This window comes from Allocoleopsis sp., from assembly GCF_036703385.1.
Taxonomy (GTDB): Bacteria; Cyanobacteriota; Cyanobacteriia; order Cyanobacteriales; family Coleofasciculaceae; genus Allocoleopsis.
The window spans coordinates 1-20219 of record NZ_DATNPA010000545.1 but is presented as its reverse complement, the minus strand read 5'-3'; the positions used below and the strand labels follow the sequence as shown (position 1 = coordinate 20219).

18 protein-coding genes and 1 pseudogene are annotated in these 20219 nt (G+C 46.1%); 14 read left to right on the top strand and 5 right to left on the bottom strand.

The features are described 5' to 3' along the window. The first annotated feature begins 310 nt into the window (after positions 1-310). Entirely contained in the window at positions 311-1015 is a 705-nt protein-coding gene (locus tag V6C93_RS26630; protein WP_333479690.1) for an actin-binding WH2 domain-containing protein, read from the top strand. Positions 1016-1312: 297 nt separating this feature from the next. Here V6C93_RS26630 and V6C93_RS26625 read toward each other — a convergent pair whose 3' ends face one another. Beyond that, on the bottom strand, positions 1313-2098 hold the full coding sequence (locus V6C93_RS26625; RefSeq protein ID WP_333479689.1) for a DUF1206 domain-containing protein: 786 nt from the start codon (positions 2096-2098) through the stop codon (positions 1313-1315). Positions 2099-2610: 512 nt separating this feature from the next. On the opposite strand from V6C93_RS26625, the gene rplU reads away from it, so the two are divergent. From rplU to hemB, 4 genes are all read left to right on the top strand, one after another. Continuing rightward, positions 2611-3027 (top strand): 50S ribosomal protein L21, encoded by a 417-nt coding sequence (gene rplU, locus V6C93_RS26620; RefSeq protein WP_349262853.1) that lies wholly within the window; start codon positions 2611-2613, stop codon positions 3025-3027. Positions 3028-3143: 116 nt separating this feature from the next. Then, a complete protein-coding gene (rpmA, locus tag V6C93_RS26615; RefSeq protein ID WP_333479688.1) occupies positions 3144-3443 on the top strand; it encodes a 50S ribosomal protein L27 in 300 nt (99 codons plus the stop codon). Positions 3444-3868: 425 nt separating this feature from the next. Next, a complete protein-coding gene (locus tag V6C93_RS26610) occupies positions 3869-7756 on the top strand; it encodes a response regulator (protein ID WP_333479687.1) in 3888 nt (1295 codons plus the stop codon). Between the two features lie 451 nt (positions 7757-8207). Then, complete coding sequence (hemB, locus tag V6C93_RS26605) at positions 8208-9191, top strand: porphobilinogen synthase (protein WP_333479686.1); 984 nt, start codon at positions 8208-8210, stop codon at positions 9189-9191. Positions 9192-9398: 207 nt separating this feature from the next. On the opposite strand, the gene tnpA is transcribed toward hemB, so the two are convergent. After that, the gene (gene tnpA, locus V6C93_RS26600; RefSeq protein ID WP_333479685.1) at positions 9399-9800 is read right to left on the bottom strand and encodes an IS200/IS605 family transposase; all 402 of its coding nucleotides are present in this window, start codon (positions 9798-9800) and stop codon (positions 9399-9401) included. A gap of 38 nt (positions 9801-9838) precedes the next feature. On the opposite strand from tnpA, the gene V6C93_RS26595 reads away from it, so the two are divergent. Continuing rightward, entirely contained in the window at positions 9839-11041 is a 1203-nt protein-coding gene (locus V6C93_RS26595; protein ID WP_333479684.1) for an RNA-guided endonuclease TnpB family protein, read from the top strand. Positions 11042-11073: 32 nt separating this feature from the next. Here V6C93_RS26595 and V6C93_RS26590 read toward each other — a convergent pair whose 3' ends face one another. Next, the gene (locus V6C93_RS26590) at positions 11074-12036 is read right to left on the bottom strand and encodes a cation diffusion facilitator family transporter (RefSeq protein ID WP_333479683.1); all 963 of its coding nucleotides are present in this window, start codon (positions 12034-12036) and stop codon (positions 11074-11076) included. A gap of 155 nt (positions 12037-12191) precedes the next feature. Between V6C93_RS26590 and V6C93_RS26585 the strand changes: the two genes are divergently transcribed. Continuing rightward, positions 12192-13067, top strand: a complete 876-nt coding sequence (locus tag V6C93_RS26585; protein WP_333479682.1) for a Cof-type HAD-IIB family hydrolase — start codon at positions 12192-12194, stop codon at positions 13065-13067. A gap of 171 nt (positions 13068-13238) precedes the next feature. Here V6C93_RS26585 and V6C93_RS26580 read toward each other — a convergent pair whose 3' ends face one another. Then, positions 13239-14195: a DALR anticodon-binding domain-containing protein gene (locus tag V6C93_RS26580; protein ID WP_333479681.1), complete on the bottom strand. Its 957-nt coding sequence runs from the start codon at positions 14193-14195 to the stop codon at positions 13239-13241. Positions 14196-14431: 236 nt separating this feature from the next. Here V6C93_RS26580 and V6C93_RS26575 point away from each other — a divergent pair, with 236 nt between their 5' ends. The 7 genes from V6C93_RS26575 (at position 14432) to V6C93_RS26545 (ending at position 19361) form a co-directional block, all read left to right on the top strand. Further along, the gene (locus V6C93_RS26575; protein WP_333479680.1) at positions 14432-15130 is read left to right on the top strand and encodes a Crp/Fnr family transcriptional regulator; all 699 of its coding nucleotides are present in this window, start codon (positions 14432-14434) and stop codon (positions 15128-15130) included. Positions 15131-15807: 677 nt separating this feature from the next. Further along, a complete protein-coding gene (locus V6C93_RS26570) occupies positions 15808-17085 on the top strand; it encodes a glycosyltransferase (protein WP_333479679.1) in 1278 nt (425 codons plus the stop codon). Beyond that, positions 17075-17221, top strand: coding sequence for a hypothetical protein (locus V6C93_RS26565; RefSeq protein WP_333479678.1), 147 nt, complete (start codon positions 17075-17077; stop codon positions 17219-17221). The genes V6C93_RS26570 and V6C93_RS26565 overlap by 11 nt, the downstream gene beginning before the upstream one ends. 138 nt (positions 17222-17359) lie before the next feature. Beyond that, positions 17360-18319, top strand: a complete 960-nt coding sequence (locus tag V6C93_RS26560) for a transposase (RefSeq protein ID WP_333479677.1) — start codon at positions 17360-17362, stop codon at positions 18317-18319. A gap of 140 nt (positions 18320-18459) precedes the next feature. After that, positions 18460-18759 carry a hypothetical protein gene (locus V6C93_RS26555; RefSeq protein WP_333479676.1) on the top strand — a complete coding sequence of 100 codons (300 nt, stop codon included), beginning with the start codon at positions 18460-18462 and terminating at the stop codon, positions 18757-18759. Between the two features lie 30 nt (positions 18760-18789). Beyond that, the gene (locus V6C93_RS26550) at positions 18790-19056 is read left to right on the top strand and encodes a ribbon-helix-helix domain-containing protein (RefSeq protein WP_333479675.1); all 267 of its coding nucleotides are present in this window, start codon (positions 18790-18792) and stop codon (positions 19054-19056) included. Continuing rightward, positions 19056-19361 carry a type II toxin-antitoxin system RelE/ParE family toxin gene (locus tag V6C93_RS26545; RefSeq protein ID WP_333479674.1) on the top strand — a complete coding sequence of 102 codons (306 nt, stop codon included), beginning with the start codon at positions 19056-19058 and terminating at the stop codon, positions 19359-19361. The genes V6C93_RS26550 and V6C93_RS26545 overlap by 1 nt, the downstream gene beginning before the upstream one ends. Before the next feature lie 9 nt (positions 19362-19370). On the opposite strand, the pseudogene V6C93_RS26540 reads toward V6C93_RS26545, so the two are convergent. After that, positions 19371-20219 (bottom strand): annotated as a pseudogene (locus V6C93_RS26540) (hypothetical protein); the annotation flags it as partial.

The window sequence follows — 20219 nt, the reverse complement described above, 5'->3', positions numbered from 1 at the left end:
TAGAAACAGGAGGAGCTACAGGCGATCTGCGCGACGCTTCGGGAACGCCTAGGGCGAACGCAGCAGCGCAACGCTCGCGCTACGACGAAACCATTTATTTCATAGCATCTCTCCTCTAATTTGCAAATGCTAAGGGTGGATTATTTGGGCGAACCAATTACGAGACTACCACCAAATCCAAAATCATCTACAATCCAGTATTTACCAATCCCCAATCTAAGAAATTCCGGAAAATGCCTGATTACCCTTGTTGCTCTTAGTTAAGGGAACACTCTTGCTAAAACGAAGTAAGGCTCTAGGAGATAGACAGATGATAGAACGTCCGTCCCAGGCGACAAAATCCTTTAGCGTCTTAATAGGGCTTTTGCGCGATCGCACCTCATTTCTGGAAGAAATTCGCACGGGTGTCAAACTTAGCAGTAAGAGTACGGCTCTGCTGATCTGTAGTTCAATTTTTTTTGCCCTGTATGGTGCCATTATTGGGTCATTCAATGGTTGGGCGCAAGCCTTATCCTCTGCCGTCAAACTTCCCTCACTCTACTTAATCACCCTCATCATTTGTTTCCCCACCCTATACTTTTTCAATATTCTCTTTGGTTCTCGTAAAACAGCAGGGCAGCATTTTACCATGCTCCTAACAGCTGCCTCCGTAATTAGTGTTTTACTCTTTAGCTTTGCGCCGATTACTCTATTTTTCCTAATTACGACCTATAATTACCAATTTTTTAAGTTATTAAATGTAGCGATTTTGGCTATCACAGGAATTATCGGAGTGAAGTTTCTTTATCAAGGAATGCAGCTGCTATCCCATGAGGATGAGGAAGGGCTGAAAACTCGGATGAGCATTTTACGATTTTGGCTCATTCTTTATGCTTTTGTTGGAACCCAGTTAGCATGGACTTTACGACCTTTCTTTGGGCGACCCAACTCACCCTTTGAGCTATTTCGTCAAATGCAAGGAAACTTTTATTTAGATATCTTCCAAGCCTTAGGAGAAATTTTCGGTGCGCATTAGGGTGCTGACAAGCGACAAGAAGGCGATCGCAAAAACTATTTTTCCAGACGCCTTCTAGTTGGGCTTTCGGGGGGTCTACCAGTGTTGCAGAATGTAAATAACTTATACATAAGTTGAACACAAGTCAAACGTGAAGACAAACATCGGAGTCTTACAGTTAACAACGAAGCGCCACTTTGGCAGATAAGTGTCGCTACCTATAGCCCCACCCCTCCAAAATTTCCTGTGAGGGGTTTTTTGTTAACTGCAATCTTGGATGGGGGCTTGTAACCCTTTTGAAATTCCGAATTATTTTGGTCAAGTCATGATTCGCCGATATCGCGCCTGTACTCCCATATGAATCCCATAAGCGACAAGACCGAGGGCAACAATCCCCAAAAGCCAAGGGCCATAGGGCTGCTGAGCTAAAGATTGTAGCGCTCCATCCAGTCCTTGAGCTTGGTTGGGGTCAGACTGACGTGCTGCCTCAAGCAAGAAAAAACCGATGATGACAAAAACAACTCCTCGTGCGGCCTCACCAAATCTACCCAGGTGCGTTGCCCAAGTTTCTTCCGTAGGACTCATCTCCTGCAACTTCAGATGTTTGCGGAATTTAGCTTTGTAGGCTTGATAGAACTGATAAAAGCCGAGGCCAATGATCAATGCGCCGACAAGACCAACCAACCATTGACCAAAGGGTTGTGACATCAGGCGTGCTGTCCAATCTTGTGTCGAATGACTACTGCTGTTGTTAGCACTCGAACCCATAGCTAGCCGAATCGCACTGAACGCTAAACTCGCGTAAATTATCCCGCTAATCGCAGCTCCAATACGCCTTGCCCAATCTTTGGTCTTGCCACCTTTGTGTTCTGGGTCTTGAATGGCCTCAACAAAGCGCCAAATCACATATCCAATTAAACCTAGCCCTACTAACGCTAACAAAAACTTGCCAAATGGCTGTGCAGCGATCGCACGGAGAGCACCTTTTTGATCGGTCGTTTGACCACCTGCGCCGATCGCGGCCTGCACTGCCAGCACTCCAACAATAGCGTACACAATTCCCTTAGCCGTGTAGCCCAACCGTGCTAATCTTTCCACCCACATATTTCTCTCCTTAGAAGCGTCGCAGGAACCCTGCTAGTTACTCAACAAGAGTGGAAAAGCAACTCCCTACCAGGTTACCTGGGCTGCCTCGCGTTTGATGTTATAAATGCAGGTTACCTATAGGTAAATAATCAACGCATCTATCCCAGTGCTTAAGTTTCAACATCTCAATTTTGTATTTTTATAAATCTATCCCTGGGATTTGCATTATTAGTAAATGGATAACTTTACGTACAAATATTTAAATCGATATACCGCTTTTTCAGCAGAGACTAAATGCTGAAAGCCACCTAACAAGACGGCCTAATAAATCACCCGGATTGGATGAAATTGTCCAGCTTACCGGAATCGCTTGACACATGCTCCGATAATAAAGGTAAGATGGGAGATTGTCTGCTCTTACCTGCTCGGATCAGGTTGAGACATATCAAAAGCTGGCAAAGATGATTGATAGCGTATCATTGCGCCTCGATCCACCAGCTACCTGTACGGCAACCTTTAAGGACAATCCCATGAGTTATGCAATTATCGAAACGGGTGGCAAGCAACTGCGAGTAGAACCCGGTCGCTTTTATGACATTGAACTGCTACCAGTCCAACCCGAAGAAAGCGTTACAATTACCAACGTTTTGCTCGTGCAGAATAATGGTGAAGTGACAATCGGTCAGCCTTTTATTGAAGGCGCAACCGTTGAGGGCACAGTAGTGAGGCACTTTCGCGGTCGCAAAGTCCTCGTCTATAAGATGAAGCCCAAAAAGAAAACTCGCAAAAAGCGGGGACATCGGCAGGAGATTACCCGCCTGATGATTAACTCGATCAATATGAATGGTTCTGCTGTCGCTTCCCGTGCTCAGGAGCAAGACGAGGCACCGGTCAGTGTTCAAACGACAACCGAAGAACCTGCCGCTGAAGTGCCCGTAACGGAGTAATCCACCGAAGCTGTTTCACAATAGGAATAGGCTTCAATCGAAGTAGGGGTGAGGCATGGCTGAAGCCCCTACCCTTGAACCTGGCTGTTAATACACTTCCAAAGGACATTGACATTATGGCTCATAAGAAAGGAACAGGTAGTACTCGCAACGGTCGTGACTCGAATGCTCAACGCCTAGGCGTTAAACGCTTCGGGGGTCAGGTCGTCAAAGCAGGTAACATTTTGGTTCGTCAGCGCGGTACCAAGTTTCACCCAGGTCATAATGTGGGTCGCGGTAGCGACGACACACTGTTTGCCTTGATTGATGGCGTCGTTACGTTCGAGAGAAAAGATAGAAGCCGCCAAAAAATCAGCATCTATCCTGTAGCGACTCAAGCTCCTGCTGAAGCACAAGAGGTAACCGTTGAGGCTTAAATGGAACGGCACTGACTTAAGCGAAAAGTGATCGTTTCTTGGAAAAACCAAGATTGGGGGGTTCCCCCCAAACCTCCCACTGGGGGACGAGTGCCTACCTAGAGATCCCCTGCACAAGGGTTGGTTGGTGAGGTATGAGAGTTCTTAAGTCAGTGCCATTCGGCTTAAATGGCTTAACAGGTGATTTTTGTGAATAACTAGAAATGCACCCCTGGCGGGTGCTTTTTTTATCAATCCTTAAGGAAGTTTGAGCAAGATGAAGGAGGCGATCGCTTGAACTGGCAAGCGACAATGAAAAGTAGACAGTGCAGCAAATTATCAGGGATACTGTGCGAATTCTACGAATAGTGTATTCAGGGGCTCATCTATGTAAGTCTGATCTCTGTTGATCGCTCCTTATCTAAAGGCGCAAAGCGTTCGCTCCGATGTCAATCCCATCTCTCAGCCGCTTACTTGCAAAGGTTTCTGGAAAAGTTCCCTTGCGAACTGTCCTAACTGTCCCCTTCGTTGTGCAAATTTTTGGGGCAGTAGGTCTTGTGGGGTATCTTTCATTTATGAACGGGCAAAAGGCCGTCAACGACCTCGCCACCCGGTTACGCAGTGAAATTAGCGATCGCATCGATCAGCATCTCGATACCTACTTTGCCACCCCTCATCAGATTAATCAAATCAATCGAGATGCAGCTGAGTTAGGTTTGTTAAACCTCTCTGACCTTGAAACCACGGGACGCTACTTTTGGAAACAAATGAAAGTGTTCGATGTGGGCTACATTTGCTACGGCAACACAAAAGGTGAATATATTGGGCTCGAACGCCTAGAAAATGGTAACCTGCTGATCAATGAAGTTTCCCAACCTAAGCTCGGTAAACTCTACATCTACGAGACAGATAACCAGGGAAATCGCACGAAACTTCTGGGAGTTAAAGATTGGAGCCCGCACACAGAAGCTTGGTATGCGGATGCCGTGAAAGCGGGTAAACCTCTATGGAGCAAAATTTACCAGTGGGAAGATAAGCCAGATATCATATCAATTTCTGCTAGCTATCCAATCTACAACAAAAGAAACAAGATTGTCGGCGTACTCGGTATTGACCATCTCCTCTCCCAGATTAGTAATTATTTGAGCAACTTAAAAGTTAGCAAGTCGGGAAAGACGTTTATTTTGGAGCGTAACGGACTCTTGGTCGCCAGTTCCACGAGCGAACGACCCTTCAAGGTCGTTAATGGTGAGGCTAAAAGAGTAAAGGCATCAGAAAGTAAAGACCCTTTAATTCAATTAACAACTCAGTATTTGACCAAACATTTTGGCAACCTCAGTAAGATTGACAAGAGCCAACAGCTCAGTTTCACGATTGCCAATCAGCGCGAATTTATTCAGGTCACACCTTGGAAAGATCAGTTGGGTTTGGATTGGCTGATCGTGGTGGTGGTGCCAGAAGCCGACTTTATGGCACAAATCAACGCCAACACCCACACCACCATCGCGTTATGTATTGCCGCATTAGTAGTCGCTATCATTTTCTGCATTCTGACCGCTCGATGGGTGACAAGACCCATTCTGCGCTTAAACGCAGCAGCTAAAGCTCTTGCTCAAGGTAAATGGGAGCAGTGGGTAGAATTAGAACGCTCCGATGAACTAGGAGAGCTCGCTAAGTCATTCGGGAGTATGTCGGGGCAGTTGAAACAGCTATTTACGACCCTCGAAGTCAATAATGCCGAGATGAAAATCTTAAATGAGGCATTAGCTGAAAGTGAACACAGGCTAACTCAATTTCTAGATGCAGTTCCAGTCGGTGTCACAGTCCACGATAAAACGGGCAGAATCTACTATGCCAATACCACTGCACAGAGTATATTGGGCAAAGGAGTAATCTCAGACGTTCCACCCGAAAAATTGTCAGAGGTTTATCAAATCTATCTCGGCGATAGCAATGTATTATGCCCCACAGAACGACTACCGGCGTTGCAAGCGTTAAATGGCGAAAGTTTTACCGTTGATGATTTGACAATTCAGCGAGGAGAGCGGATTATTCCGCTTGAGATGCGGGCTACGGCAATTTTTGATGAAAAAGGTGCGATCGCATATACCATTGTTGCCTTTACGGACATCACTCAACGCAAACAAGCCGAAGCCGAACGACTTCATTTCACCGAGGAACTAGAACGCAATAATGAAGCTTTGCAGCGCCTCGACCAGATTAAAGATGAGTTTTTAGCCAATACCTCTCACGAACTGCGTACACCCCTCAATGGCATGATTGGCATTGCCGAGTCAATGTTGGATGGAGCTACTGGACAACTTTCAGAACTGCAACAAAAAAATCTTTTGCTCATTGCTCAAAGTGGACACCGACTAGCTGCCCTCGTCAACGATATTCTCGACTTCTCCAAACTGAAGCACAAAACCATTGAGCTGCAACTTAAACCTGTAGGAATACGAGAAATTGTTGAAGTTGTCCTCAATCTCAGCCAACCTTTGATTAAAAACAAAAAGTTGCAGTTGATTAACGCCATTCCGCCTGACCTTCCCACAGCCGAAGCGGACGAGAATCGCTTGCAACAAATTTTGTACAACTTAGTAGGAAATGCTATTAAATTTACCGATAAGGGGAGGATAGAAATATCAGCAGCAGTAGTTAGTAGCCCATCACAAGAATTGGACATTGGGGAGTTTAATATTGAAATTCCTAACCTGCCACTTTCTAACCTACAACCTTCAACCCTTAAAGAGCAATTAGCCATTACCGTATCCGACACCGGAATTGGCATTCCAGAAGATAAACTAGACCGAATCTTTGAATCATTTGAACAAGCTGACGGTTCCACCTCTCGCGAATACGGCGGTACCGGTTTAGGGTTAGCCGTTACTAAAAAGCTAGTGGAGTTACATGGAGGAGAAATTCGGGTTGAATCAATTATAGGAATGGGTTCGCGTTTTACCTTTACCCTAAAAATAGCATCGGGTCAGTTGTCAGAATTCAGCCATCCCTCCTATTCGTCCTGCCTGTTGTATCCTTTATCTACAGTCAATGAAGAAGAGAGTAACCAACCCTCACAAATACAAATAACCCAAGACCAAGGACAACAATTCAAAATCCTCATTGTGGATGATGAGCCAGTCAATCTTCAGGTACTCATCAACCATCTATCTCTGCAAAATTATGCAATTACCCAAGCTACAAATGGCATAGAGGCATTAGCCATGATTGAGAGGGGCTTCAAACCCGATCTCATCTTACTCGATGTCATGATGCCGAGAATGACTGGTTATGAAGTTTGCCAAAAACTTCGCGAACAGTTTCCCGCTTACGAACTCCCCGTGGTGATGTTAACGGCTAAAAATCAAGTGACTGACCTTGTAGAGGGATTTAGTGTGGGTGCCAATGATTATCTGACTAAACCCATCTCTAAAAATGAACTATTTGCCCGAATTAAAACTCACCTAAGTCTTTCCAATCTCGCCGTCGCTTATGGTCGGTTTGTCCCCCATCAATTCCTTCAGCTTTTGAATAAAGAGAGCATTATTGATGTCCAATTGGGCGATCACATCCAGAAAGAAATGTCAATTTTATTTTCGGATATTCGTTCATTCACGACTCTCTCGGAAACCATGAGACCAGAGGATACGTTTAAGTTTATTAATGCCTATCTCTCTCGCATGGAATCGGTCATTATCGAAAATCAGGGATTTATTGATAAATACATTGGTGATGGAATTATGGCACTGTTTAGCGGCAGTGCTGATGATGCGGTTAGAGCTGGAATTACCATGTTGAATCGGCTTACGGAATATAATCAACATCGATATAATTCTGGCTATAGGCCGCTCAAAATTGGCATTGGTATTAATACAGGGTCTTTGATGCTAGGAACCGTTGGGGGAAAAAATCGGATGGATGGTACCGTAATTAGTGATGCGGTCAACATCGCTTCCCGCCTAGAAGACTTGACAAAATATTATGGAGTGTCGTTGTTAATCTCTCATCATACTTTGGCTAGTTTGCAAAATCCAACTAACTATAATGTCCGCTTTATCGAACAGGTTAAAGTCAAGGGAAAGTCACAAGCTGTGGCAGTCTTTGAAGTTTTCGATGGGGATGAACGAGAAAGTAAACAGGGCAAATTAGCCACGAAGACAGCTTTTGAACAAGCGCTGTGGCTCTATAATCTGGGGTTCAAGAGTGAGGCGGCACAATTGTTGAAGCGTGTCTTGCTTTTGAACCCAAGAGATACAGTTGCTCAAATCTATCTGGAGCGTTGTCAATCGCAAGTTCCCTACGAAAGTGATGACTCTTCTGTCCGACTAGACTAAGCTTAGCGAGGAGCAAGGGAAGAGGGGGAGATATGAAGATATTTTATGAGGGGACATGCCCTAAAATGTAAAGAAATCTAAAGCATTTCTGATATAGATAATTCATACCCAATCCGGGTTAAATACACCTTTTTTAGTGGAGACAAGGCAGAAGGCAAAGGGCAAAAGGCAGAAGAAAGAAAAGACTTCAAGCAAAAAGGGGGTAATTAAGGCGGATTTTGGATCAGGCGGTAGCGCCCAAGAAACCTGACAGTCGGTACATCCAGCCAAGGCTATCGCACTTTGGTCGCTAGCCCAGATCAGAGGGACAGTTCATCAACTTTAACAGAACGTAACCTATTCTGAGAGTAATAGGAGAAAACGAAGCTTTACACTGTTAAGACGTTGCCCATTTCCGACAGTCTTGTTGTCTTCTGTTTCCAGGTAAGTTAGTTTTTCAACTCTTAGCAATATGTTCCCAACCCATCGTCCTCGCCGCCTCCGTAAAACAGCCCCTCTACGCCGGATGGTGCGCGAGAATGTTCTGACCACTAGTGATTTAATTTACCCTCTGTTTGCTGTACCGGGCACCAGCATCGCCCATGAAGTCAGATCGATGCCTGGAGTTTACCAGCTATCGGTAGACAAAATCGTTGAAGAAGCGAAGGAAGTTTACGACCTTGGCATCCCCTCAATTATTTTGTTTGGCATCCCTGAAGATAAAGATGTAGAAGCCACGGGCGCATGGCATGATTGCGGCATGGTGCAGAAAGCGGCAACAGCCGTGAAAGAAGCCGTGCCGGATTTGGTAGTGATTGCTGATACCTGCTTGTGTGAATACACCAGTCACGGTCACTGTGGTTACTTGGAAGTCGGTGATTTAACCGGTCGCGTCCTCAATGATCCAACGCTGGAACTGTTGAAGAAAACAGCGGTATCTCAAGCCAAGGCGGGTGCCGATATCATTGCGCCTTCGGGGATGATGGACGGCTTTGTGCAAGCTATTCGCGCTGGATTGGATGAGGCAGGGTTTGAGGAGACGCCCATTCTTTCCTATGCGGCTAAGTATGCCTCTGCTTATTATGGACCATTCCGAGATGCTGCCGACTCAGCGCCTCAATTTGGCGATCGCAGAACCTACCAAATGGACCCCGCTAATGCTCGCGAAGCCATCAGAGAAATTGAATTAGACATCGCTGAGGGTGCGGATATGCTGATGGTCAAACCGGCGCTGGCGTACATGGATGTGATCTATCGCGTTAAGGAAGCGACCAACTTACCAGTTGCGGCTTATAACGTCTCTGGCGAGTATGCGATGGTTAAAGCGGCAGCCCTTAATGGTTGGATTGACGAACAGCGCGTAGTGATGGAGACACTAATCGGCTTCAAGCGTGCTGGCGCTGATTTGATTCTGACTTACCACGCGAAAGAAGCTGCCCGTTGGCTACAAGGCTAAAGGTTGATTGTAGCGCCTGAGCGAAAAAAGAACGATTTTTAATTCTTATTTGATGAATCAAGCCCGCCTGTGCGGGCTTTTTGAGTGAGTATGGAAGTTTTAATCTCCGGTGCTGAATTTCACTAACCCCGATTTATATTACCCCTTGGGTGATTTAATGGTTGTGCCTGCCAAAGATTCGGTGATTTTGACCGAAATTAATGGGATTCAAGCCCCGCCCTTCCTCTCTCGGCTTTGATTCTCGATGTAACGCTTCAATACTTCAATTGGAGCGCCACCAACAGACACGGCAAAATAACTAGGACTCCACAAGGCTTCTTTGTGGGGCTTTTTATTGCCTGCTTGTCCATAGCGACGACTAGAAACACCTTTCAATGTATTAGCGATTTGAGAAATAGACAGCTTAGGTGGGTACTCAATCAAAACGTGAACGTGGTCAGCTTCGCCGTTAAATTCTAAAACCTGGAAATTCATCTTAGTCGCCACTGTCCTGAATGAGTCTTCAATAAGTTTTAAACTTTCGGCGGTAAACACTGGCTTGCGGTATTTGGTCACACAGACCAAATGAATCTTAAGGTCGGTAACGCTGTGCCTCTCTCGCCTATACATAGTTGTTTTGAGATGCAGACCAATATATAATATCAGGTATGAAAGCACGATACCAATACCGAATCTATCCTACCGACCAACAGCGCAAAGACCTAGCGAGGCTCTTTGGTTGTGTTCGTGTTTTGTGGAATGATGCGCTGGTATTGTGCAAACAATGTGAGAAGCTCCCCAGCAATGGAGACTTGCAGAAAATCTGCATCACTCAAGCCAAAAAGACTAAAGAACGGGAATGGTTAAGTGAGGTTTCTAACATACCACTACAGCAGTCTATTGCCGATTGGGGTGTGGCTTGGAGCAACTTCTTTACATCCATCAAGGGCAAAAGGAAGGGCAAAAAAGTTAATCCCCCTAGATTTAAGAAACGAACAAACAGACAGTCTGCCCGTTTCAGAAAAGGGGGATTCAGCATCAAAGGCGATAAAGTTTTCCTCGCCAAGATTGGGTACATTAAGACTGTATGGTCGCGTCCCCTGCCATCTGAACCTAGCTCAGTTACGGTTATCAAGGATACTGCTGGTCGTTACTTCCTCAGCTTTGTTGTTGAGGTACAACCCGAAAATAAACCAGCTCTCAATACAGCCGTAGGCATTGACCTAGGGATTAAGGTGTTTGCTGCGCTCAGCACGGGAGAGCGAGTAAGTAGTCCCAGCTACTCGAAACTAGACCGCAAGATTAGGCGGTCACAGCGCAAGTTGTCGCGGCGTTCCAAAACCTCGAAGCGTCGAGAGAGAATGCGTCTGCGGGTGGCAAAACTCAAGGCTAAAGTGCGAGACACCCGTAAAGATTTCCTGCACAAGTTATCGACCAAGGTGGTAAACGAAAACCAAGTTATCACCTTGGAAGATCTAAATGTTTCCGGACTCCTGAAAAACCGCAAATTATCCAGAACTATCAGTCAAGCTGGATGGCGGGAATTCAGAACCCTGTGCGAAGCCAAGTCAGGCAAATATGGGCGTGAGTTTGTTGTGATCAGCAGATGGGAACCAACCAGCCAAGTCTGCTCTGATTGTGGCTACCGATGGGGCAAGCTAGACCTGAAGGTAAGAGAGATTGTTTGCATGAATTGTGGCACTCTCCACGACCGAGACGACAACGCCTCTAAAAACATAGAACAAGTCGGGGTAGGGCATACCCACGACTCTAAACGGACAGGGAGGGAGCGTAAGACCTCATCTGAGGCGGCACCCCTTGAACTGTCAACCCAACGAGAGTATGAGCAGTTTCGGCTGTTCGACTGGTAGGAAATCACCGTCCTGGAAGGACGCTGAGGATGTCAATATCCCTCACGTTCACCCATCGGGTCATTTTTGCCGTTGACTTCTGTAACTGGAGGAGCTTTGCTAAAATCAGCTGCTGCGATGTCATCATCAATAAAAAAGGTGACTTGCACAGGGCCATAGCGCTCTCGAATCGCGGCCTCAATGCGTTCAGCAATCAGCGGCGCGAGTCCTGCCAAATCTGGATGCACGATTAAGTTCATCTGAACGTATACAAAGCGCCCCACAAGACCCCGCGACCGGATGTGGTAGCAGTGCGTAACGCCCCCTACTTGGCGGGCAATTTGAGCCAAAACTTCTGGAGCGATCGCGGTTTGTTCTACCATGAGGGGGAACTGCCAGTTGACGATTTGCCAGCAACTTGCAGCAGCTAGCAAGACCAGCACAATGGCGAGTAACACATCCAGCCAGACAAGACCCCACCATACGCCTACCAGCCCACCCGCAACCAAAAGAGTGAGAAACACATCCTTGAACAGTTGGCCTGCATTGAAGCGCAGGGAAGGATGGCTGAGAACTCTCCCTTGGTAAAGACCCAAGATAGCTATACCTAGGCTGGTTATAACTAGAACGCCTAATACCTGCATTACAGGCCAACTGACACGAACCGAAAAAGTTAGGGTTTTTTCTAGAATTACACCTATAATCTGCTGAGCCGACATGCTGAGCAACGATAAACCTGTAAAGCCTAAAACGGCTATCAGCAGAAACGTGATTACAACTTCGCGTTTGCCCTGACCATAGATTGATGAACCGTTAGGTCTATAGGCTTTAATCGTGAGCAAACTCAGAAATGTGCTGACGCTGGTGAGAAGAGTGTGCAGCGACTCTGCCATCAGGCTGAGCGATCGCGCAGTCCAAGCCGCCGAAACTTTGACTGATAAAATGAGCAACATCAGCCAGAGAGAGGTGAATAAAATCAGACGAACTACCTGAGTACGATTTTTTCCGTCAGTCATGGCCTGATGCTGCATTTACCCAAACATTATCGGTCATCAATAAGCTTGACTGTGTAGTCTAGGCGAGTGATCCTGATGCCTTGCCTAAGACGCAACGCTGATGCAGTCGCTGTTACTCTGTAAAAGTTTTGTTTTCTAACTGTTCAATACTTCTTATGCCAGAACCTTCTACGGCTAATCAGTCGGCATCTCTAGGCGCTATTGACCTAGATGCCCTTGATATTCAATTACTGGTACTTGATATTGATGGGACGATTGCCGGTCGCTCTAACGAAATCAACGAACCGGTATTGCAGGCAATCCGTTCGGCTCAGGCCAAAGGAATTCAGGTGGCGATCGCCACCGGTCGAATGTATTGCTCTGCCTTACGCTTTCATCAAGCGGTCGGTTCTACTCTGCCGTTGCTAGCTTACCAAGGGGCATGGATTCAAGACCCAGCTACCGAAAAGATTTATCAACACTTACCAGTCTCGCGCAGCACCGCAGAACAGCTGTTGGATTACTTCGAGACTGAGGCGTTGCGCTCTTTCCTCTCCGTCCACTTCTATATCAACGACCAGTTGTATGTCCGAGAAATTACTTCAGAAACAAAAATTTATGCCCAACGAGCCGATATTCAACCCCAGGTAGTTGGTGATTTGCGTAAGACCTTAAGCGATGAACCCACAAAAATTTTAGCCTTGAGTGATGATACGGCAATTATTGACCAACTCTTGGGAAGTTTGCGCCAACAATATACCCCTGCGGAGCTATACTTAACGAAGTCTGTGGCAACCTTCTTTGAAGCCACTCACCCGGCGGTGAATAAAGGGGAAGCTGTACGCTACTTAGCCGAAGAACTTTTGGGTTTGAAATCCCACAATGTGATGGCTATCGGCGATAATTTTAATGATGTGGAAATGCTCGAATATGCTGGCTTAGGCATAGCGATGAAGAATGCTCCCGTTGAGGTGCAAGCCTCAGCCCAGTGGGTAGCCCCTACTGTGGAACAAGATGGCGCAGCGGCTGCCATCGAAGCATTTGTGTTGTAATCTACTAACCCGAAAAACACCTAAAAATCAGGAAGGGAACCGACGACTGGCCGTGTTTCGTCTCGGTTCCCTCTCTGGTTCGCTCCTCACACAACCAGAATCATACCTGAAGGTGGTTAATTTTGTCACTACCTGTGGCAAAAATTTTTTTGTCGTTATGTAAAATTATCTTTATAGTTCAGGCGGAGCCGTTACACCCAGCTGGTCTTCTAGGAGCGATCGCAGCAACTTTTGAGTAACTGCCACTAAGCCCAATCTCGCCTGAGCCAGCTGAGGAGTCTCGGTTTTGACCTCTCCCCAAATCCGGCAGGCACTATAGAACGTTTCAAAGGCCTTACTCAGAGCATGAGCCAGTTTTATCGCACTGGCTGGAGTAAGGCTGCTGATGCGATCGGTTCCCTCTAAAAGCTGAGCAATTAAGCCTCGTTCTGCCGGATGCCCTAACCGTAAGCGTCTTGGTTCGCCCTCCATCTCTAGGTCGTCGAACATCCAGGGAATTGGGTTTGGTTTAACCCATTGCCAACTTGGAGCTTTGCACTCCAGGTCACTCAGCTCGATTAAGCCCTCTCGGTGTGCCAAGCGCAGGAGTGAGCAGCAGCGAGCATGGGCATACTGAACCTGGAATAGAGTCTGAGCCGTTTTCGAGCGTTCACTTAGCCGCCCTGGATGAGTGATTTCCAGTTCTTGTGAATATCGCTTTTTAATCTTTGAGTCCCTATCCCCTGGTTCCCCTTTCCTTTGCAATCCTATCGATGAATAATCTTCCCAATCTGATAGTAAGGGGGATATCTGAATCAATTGTTGTAACCAGGTCGCTAAACCGCGATCGGTCAGGCGGAACTGAATCCATCCTGGAGATACAACCTCAACGCTGAAGTCTAAGCCGGCTTGATTTGGGGTTGCAAGGTCAGAAGAAGAGGTGGTGACAGCGAGACAAGGCAAGGTGGAGAGTAGGTCTAAAGTTTTTCCGGTATCCTTTTTCCCAGCTTCTTCATTAGCCGTATCTTGATAACTTCCTGCAAGAGAGCCAGCTATTTTGTTCGCAATGTCAAGGGCTGCTGACTTCCAGAGGGATGACAGCTTAAGTGCGATCGCACAGCGATAGAGTATAGCTGTATCGTCTGTCAAACGATGTAGAGGAATCGTCTCAAGGGTTATTTCAGCCTGGTCAAGTAAATTATTTGTTACAAGGCTCCTACTGGATAACGCAATTGAAGCTAAGATTTGTTGCTGCAAAACTGGCTTAATAGCGACAGAATTGCCTAACAAACTTATACTAAATGACCAATAGTTGGAAGTATTTTTTGCTACTTTTGACTCCATGTAAAATCTAAAAAACTGGCGTTTTGCTCACGCTATCCTATATGAATTCATCATCCTCCGCATCAGAGGCATCTCGACCATTTTTAACCTGGCAACGGATTATAGACTGGGCGCAGGAACATTACCGTTATCGGACTTTCAGTAAAGATGAGCGAATTCCCGCGCGTACTGGATTGTTGTATCTAGTTCAGCGGGGGGCAATCCGTTTAGTCGGTACGGCACAAGTGAGTGCTAGTACGGACAAGCCAGCGTCTCAGTTGCCGAATCAGATAGCTGATGAAACTTTTTTAGGCTTCGTAGGAGCGGGTCAGCCCTTTGAAATTGTGGCGCAATCGCCCTTTACCCTTCAAGCTTACTCTCACGTCGAGCAGACTTCGGTGGTGTGGATGTACTGGCATGACTTGGACAATTGGCCTCATTTTCGCCGAGAAGTCTTGGATGCATTTCGCTATCAGCACCAGCGCAAATTATTGTGGCTAAGTACCTTAGGACAGCGACGAACCATTGATCGACTATTGGGATTTCTTACATTATTAATAGAAGAATTCGGTGAACCTTGTAGCAACGGATACTGTTTACCATTCCCTTTAACCCATGCACAAATTGGTAGCGCCATTGGCTCCACCCGCGTGACGGTTACTCGCTTGATGGGTAAACTTCGGCAACGTCAACTTATTTGTACCCAAGGAGATAATTTGATTTGCTTGCCCATACAATCAATAGAAACTTCTCAGAATTAAAGTTTGAGAAATTCAGAAATTTGACAAGATGCGATTGCCTCAAAGGGCAGCGTTTGCGCGATCAATCAATGTGCTGAATATTCAGTCATTGCCTAGAGCACCCACCCTACCCTATGTCTCTCGGTAAGGAGAAAGGCTTTCTCATAGGTGGGATTGGACTTCGTCCCGCTACGCTAACACGTTCATGGTTCATGGCTCTATCAACCATGAACTATAGATGAGTTTATGGTTAAACTGCTATATATCAATATAAAGCTATGAGAGTTGCAAAATCTACACTGGGATATAGGATTTGCCAGAAGTATCTAAATATATTAAATAGTTACCACCAGATTTATTAAGTCAGCCTAATCTACTCTTCTAAGTTGGTAACTATCGACTTAAGAGGTAAAAGAGTAGACTTGAACCCTTTATTTGGTTCTTATATCTGACCTCTTTTCTATTAAAAAAAGAGCAAGATAGAAGAAGGTTATTCATCCATAAACCTCAGACACTCCGCAGTACTTGACAGGAAACTGAAGAGTCAGCGATTTTGCATGGTGTGCAGACTCTCATCAGTATCGTTGCTTTTAAAAATTTTATTCATTCGCTTTGCCCTTGCCTGTTTGGAAGCTGGAAATAGTGCTTCTAGTGATGAATCATGGGCGAGGCAGCCAGTCATGAGGTGAAAACAAACAATGTATCTCCCTGAAAAAAATCGCATTGCTTTAATTTCTGTTACTGGCGATCCAGCTGTGGAAATCGGTAAGGAAGAAGCCGGCGGACAAAATGTATACGTGCGTGAAGTTGGGTTTGCTCTAGCTCGGCTCGGATGGCAAGTGGATATGTTTGCCCGTCGCAGCAGCCCTGATGACCCCGCTATAGTGCAGCATTTTCCCAATTGCCGGACAATCCGGTTAACAGCTGGCCCAGCTAAGTTTATTCATCGAGATGAAGTCTTTGTTTATTTGCCAGAGTTTGTCCGAAAATTCTTAGCATTTCAGCAGCGGGAAGGATTTGAGTATTCCCTGGTTCATACCAATTACTGGTTGTCCTCTTGGGTGGGGATAAAATTGCGGAAACACCAATCCTTGATTCATTTGCATACTTATCACTCATTGGGGGCAATTAAGTATCGGACAACGAATAATCTTCCCCCGATCGCATCTACACGATTAGCGACAGAAAAGGCTTGTTTGGAGACAGCCGATCGCATTATCGCTACGTCTCCTCAAGAAGCGGGACACATGCGGCGTTTGGTTTCTGCAAAAGGAGCGATTGAAATCGTTCCCTGCGGTACGGATATAGACCGGTTTGGTGGCGTTAAGCGGGAGGAAGCGCGGCAACAGTTAGGAATTGCACCGGATGCCAAGGTGGTATTTTATGTAGGTCGCTTCGATCCGCGCAAAGGAATTGAAACGCTGGTGCGAGCGGTGGCAAAATCTAGTTTGCGAGGTGAGGCGAATTTGCAGTTAATGATCGGTGGTGGCAGTCGTGCGGGACAAAGTGATGGGATTGAGCGCGATCGCATTGAAGGGATTGTGAATAAACTGGGACTGAGCGACATCACGACTTTCCTAGGACAACTAGGTAATCCTAACTTGCATCTCTACTATGCGGCTGCCGATGTCTGCGTCATCCCCAGTCACTACGAACCCTTTGGTTTAGTAACGCTGGAGGCGATGGCAAGTGGAATTCCTGTCGTTGCCAGCAAGGTTGGAGGGTTGCAGTTTACCGTAGTGCCGGAGGTAACGGGTTTACTGGTGCCTCCTAAGGATGAAGAGGCGTTTGCTACAGCGATTGACCGGATTTTGGCGAATCCAGAGTGGGCGAATCAGCTAGGGCAAACGGGACGGCAACGGGTGGAAATTGCGTTTAGCTGGGATAGTGTGGGAGCAACACTCAGCGCTCTTTATACCAAACTGCTGACCCAACCTGCATCCGTATCGGTTAGGACACCTCAGGTTGCGGCTTAAAATCAGAGCTTGCATCTATCAGTTGCGATCGCCTATTCCTTTATTGGGTGAAGCGATCGCATATTCCTCCATTACCTTCGCTCGTATCCACGCCACCACATCAGCGATCGCCTGCCTTGGCAGTCTTTCCTCATAGACTTTGAGTATGAATCAGATGCACAGGTTAGATTATAAGTCAATAGCATAGTGATATTTTTCAGCCAACTATTCCGTGAAAAACTAACACAGGCAGAAAAATGCTAAGCCCGTGTAGGCGTGAGGATAGAGGCAGAAATTGAACGAACCCCAGGCTGACTATGATAACCCTTGGAAAGAAGCGCTAGAGCAATATTTTGAAGCGTTTTTGGCGTTGTTTTTTCCTGATGCTCATGCAGTGATTGACTGGAATCGCCCTACTGAATCCCTGGATAAGGAATTGCAACAGATTGTGCCAGAGGCTGAGGTGGGGAAGCGTCTAGCTGATAAGTTGTTCAAGGTTTGGCAACTGGGAGGCGAAGAGGCTTGGGTTTTGGTGCATATTGAGGTGCAAAGTCAGGAAGAGTCAGACTTTGCCGAGCGGATGTATATCTACCATTACCGTTGTTTTGATCGCTATCGCAAGCCTGTAATTAGCTTGGCTGTTTTGGGAGATGAACGCGCTTCTTGGCGTCCCTCGTTTTATGGGTATGCTCTGGGTGGTTGTGAACTGAGTCTGAGGTTTCCAGTGGCGAAGCTGTTGGACTATGAAACTGAGTGGCAGTCTTTGGAGGAAAGCACTAATCCGTTTGCCGTGATGGTGATGGCTCATCTCAAGACTAAAGCCACACGGGGAGTGCCACAAGAGCGGAAGCAGTGGAAGTGGAGCTTGGTAAGGAGGCTGTTTGAACGTGGATATAGTAGAGAAGATATAGTACGGCTGTTCCGGTTAATTGACACAATGATGGTTTTGCCGGAAGAGTTGCAACGGGAATTCAAAGAAGAACTATCGCGTTATCAGGAGGATAGTCAAATGCCTTTACTCAGTCGAATTGAACTGGATGCAAAGCAGGAGGGAATTCTGGAAACACGCCGAGATGATGTAATTACAATCTTGGAAGTGCGGTTTGGAGAAGTGCTACCAGAGTTGAGAGAGGTCATTAATACCCTACAGGATGTATCAGTACTCACACAGCTTCTCAAGCAAGCGATCGCAATTCTCTCAATCGAAGAATTTCAGCAGCTACTGGAACAGCATTTAGCAGCAGAAACGGAATAAGGCGATCGCTTATTCCTCGATTACCTTTTCCCGTATTCATTCCAGTAGATTTGCGATCACTGACTGGATGATGGTGTTACCAGAGGAACTCAACAGGAATTCAAACAAGAGAACTAAGTCTTTATCAGGAGGACAGTCAAATGCCTTTTCTCAGTCGGATTGAACTGGATGCAAAGCTGGAAACACTCCGAGAAAATGCGATCACCATCTTGGAAGTGCGGTTTAGAGAAGTGCCACCCGAGTTGATCGACGTAATTAATACCCTAAAGGATGTAGCAGTACTCAAACAGCTTCATCGACAAGCGATCACAATTCTCTCAATCCAGGAATTTCAGCAGGTACTGGAACAAATACTCTGTAGTGAGAAGTATTCGGCAGGGGAAACTGAATCTTTGGCTTCAAGAGAAGTATCAAACCATCAACATCTCGTTAACTACTGAAAATTTGGTTAGCCTTTTGAAGGAACTAGGATGATGAATATTTCCCTAAAACCAGAACAGGAACAGTTTATTCAAGAGAAGCTCCGCAGCGGTAAGTATGAAACTATTGATGAGTTAATTGCTGAGGCATTTCGACTGCTAGAAGAACGCGATCGCTATTACGAAAAGTGGGTTGAGGAAACCCGTAAAAAAGTAACTGTCGGTATTTCACAACTTGATCGAGGAGAAGGGGTTGACGGTGAAGAAGTATTCAAAGAATTGCTTGAAGAAATTGAGCAAGCCAGGGTGTCTGATTAATGAACCGTTACATTGTTAGCCCGGAAGCTAAGCAAGACTTGAGAGACATTAGAAACTATATTGCCCGTGATAACCCAAGTGCTGCAAGACGTTTGGTTGAATCAATTAGGGAAAAGTGTCGAACTCTAGTTGATTTTCCTAATATGGGTCGCCGTTACGATGATATTGCTCCTGAAGTACGTGGAGTTCCCATCGATAGTTACATCATTCTTTACCGTTTGATTGAAGATGGTATTGAAATTGTCCGAGTGGTGAGTGGATACCGTAAGTTAGAATCTCTGTTTTCGGAGTCAGATGATAGTTAAGGCGATCGCTCATTCCTCAATTACCTTTTCCCGTATCCATTTCACCACATCTTCAATTGTCTGACTCGGCGCAAAGAATTTCAGGGGGATGTAGTCAAAGCGTTGCCATGTGATAACAAAATTCTCTCGTCCGAATTTGCTCAAAACTGTAAGGAATGCCGAGCTGTAGGGGCACGACATTGTCGTGCCCTCATCTGATGTGGTGTCAGTGGACGAGGCGTAAAACACCAAAACCATCCGCTTATCGCTGTTGCGCTTGAGGGAGTTCCAATACAGCTTGAGTGCTGGCATTGTTTCGGGTACTCTATCGCACTCTGGGCAGTTCTGGTCAAGCATCTGGTCGTATATTTCGGCGGCGGGGTGATCGGGTTCTATGAATTGGCTGCCGTCGATACAAATTAGGTGGATAATTTGGCTTAGCTGGGGGTCGTTGGCGATCGCACTCTGAAGGCTTTGGGGTAAGTCACCTTGGTTGAGGCTTTGGCTGTCGGGAGTAGTTGTATTGTCTACTCCCTCTTGTTGGTGCCAAGCTTGATAGAAGGCTGGGTAGGTCATGTTTTGGGCACAGTGCCAGAGGACTTTGTAGCAGTAGTAGTAGCGCTCCCCATCATTACTCATGTTGAGCGGCTCTTGTAAGACATCCTTCAATCTCGAAACGGTTACTACAAACAAATTATTTTTAAGAGCTGTTTTTAAACTATCGGCAATATTCCTAAGGTTATCGTAAGCTGTCTCCTCGGTAGTGCGTAGCTCGTCAGCCAATATTCTGATAACTTCTTGGCTACTAATATCGATTTCAGACAACATCTCAGCAGCTTGGGGACGGTTGAACCCATCTTGAGTGGATTGCATCAGCTT

Bases quoted from the DNA above. Each gene is read 5' to 3' on its own strand.
- V6C93_RS26575 (WP_333479680.1), top strand. From the start codon at position 14,432: ATGAATTCATCATCCTCCGCATCAGAGGCATCTCGACCATTTTTAACC.
- V6C93_RS26550 (WP_333479675.1), top strand. From the start codon at position 18,790: ATGATGAATATTTCCCTAAAACCAGAACAGGAACAGTTTATTCAAGAG.
- tnpA (WP_333479685.1), bottom strand. From the start codon at position 9,800: ATGTATAGGCGAGAGAGGCACAGCGTTACCGACCTTAAGATTCATTTG.
- V6C93_RS26570 (WP_333479679.1), top strand. From the start codon at position 15,808: ATGTATCTCCCTGAAAAAAATCGCATTGCTTTAATTTCTGTTACTGGC.
- hemB (WP_333479686.1), top strand. From the start codon at position 8,208: ATGTTCCCAACCCATCGTCCTCGCCGCCTCCGTAAAACAGCCCCTCTA.
- V6C93_RS26545 (WP_333479674.1), top strand. From the start codon at position 19,056: ATGAACCGTTACATTGTTAGCCCGGAAGCTAAGCAAGACTTGAGAGAC.
- V6C93_RS26590 (WP_333479683.1), bottom strand. From the start codon at position 12,036: ATGACTGACGGAAAAAATCGTACTCAGGTAGTTCGTCTGATTTTATTC.
- V6C93_RS26555 (WP_333479676.1), top strand. From the start codon at position 18,460: ATGCCTTTTCTCAGTCGGATTGAACTGGATGCAAAGCTGGAAACACTC.
- V6C93_RS26595 (WP_333479684.1), top strand. From the start codon at position 9,839: ATGAAAGCACGATACCAATACCGAATCTATCCTACCGACCAACAGCGC.
- V6C93_RS26610 (WP_333479687.1), top strand. From the start codon at position 3,869: ATGTCAATCCCATCTCTCAGCCGCTTACTTGCAAAGGTTTCTGGAAAA.
- rplU (WP_349262853.1), top strand. From the start codon at position 2,611: ATGAGTTATGCAATTATCGAAACGGGTGGCAAGCAACTGCGAGTAGAA.
- V6C93_RS26630 (WP_333479690.1), top strand. From the start codon at position 311: ATGATAGAACGTCCGTCCCAGGCGACAAAATCCTTTAGCGTCTTAATA.
- V6C93_RS26625 (WP_333479689.1), bottom strand. From the start codon at position 2,098: ATGTGGGTGGAAAGATTAGCACGGTTGGGCTACACGGCTAAGGGAATT.
- V6C93_RS26585 (WP_333479682.1), top strand. From the start codon at position 12,192: ATGCCAGAACCTTCTACGGCTAATCAGTCGGCATCTCTAGGCGCTATT.
- rpmA (WP_333479688.1), top strand. From the start codon at position 3,144: ATGGCTCATAAGAAAGGAACAGGTAGTACTCGCAACGGTCGTGACTCG.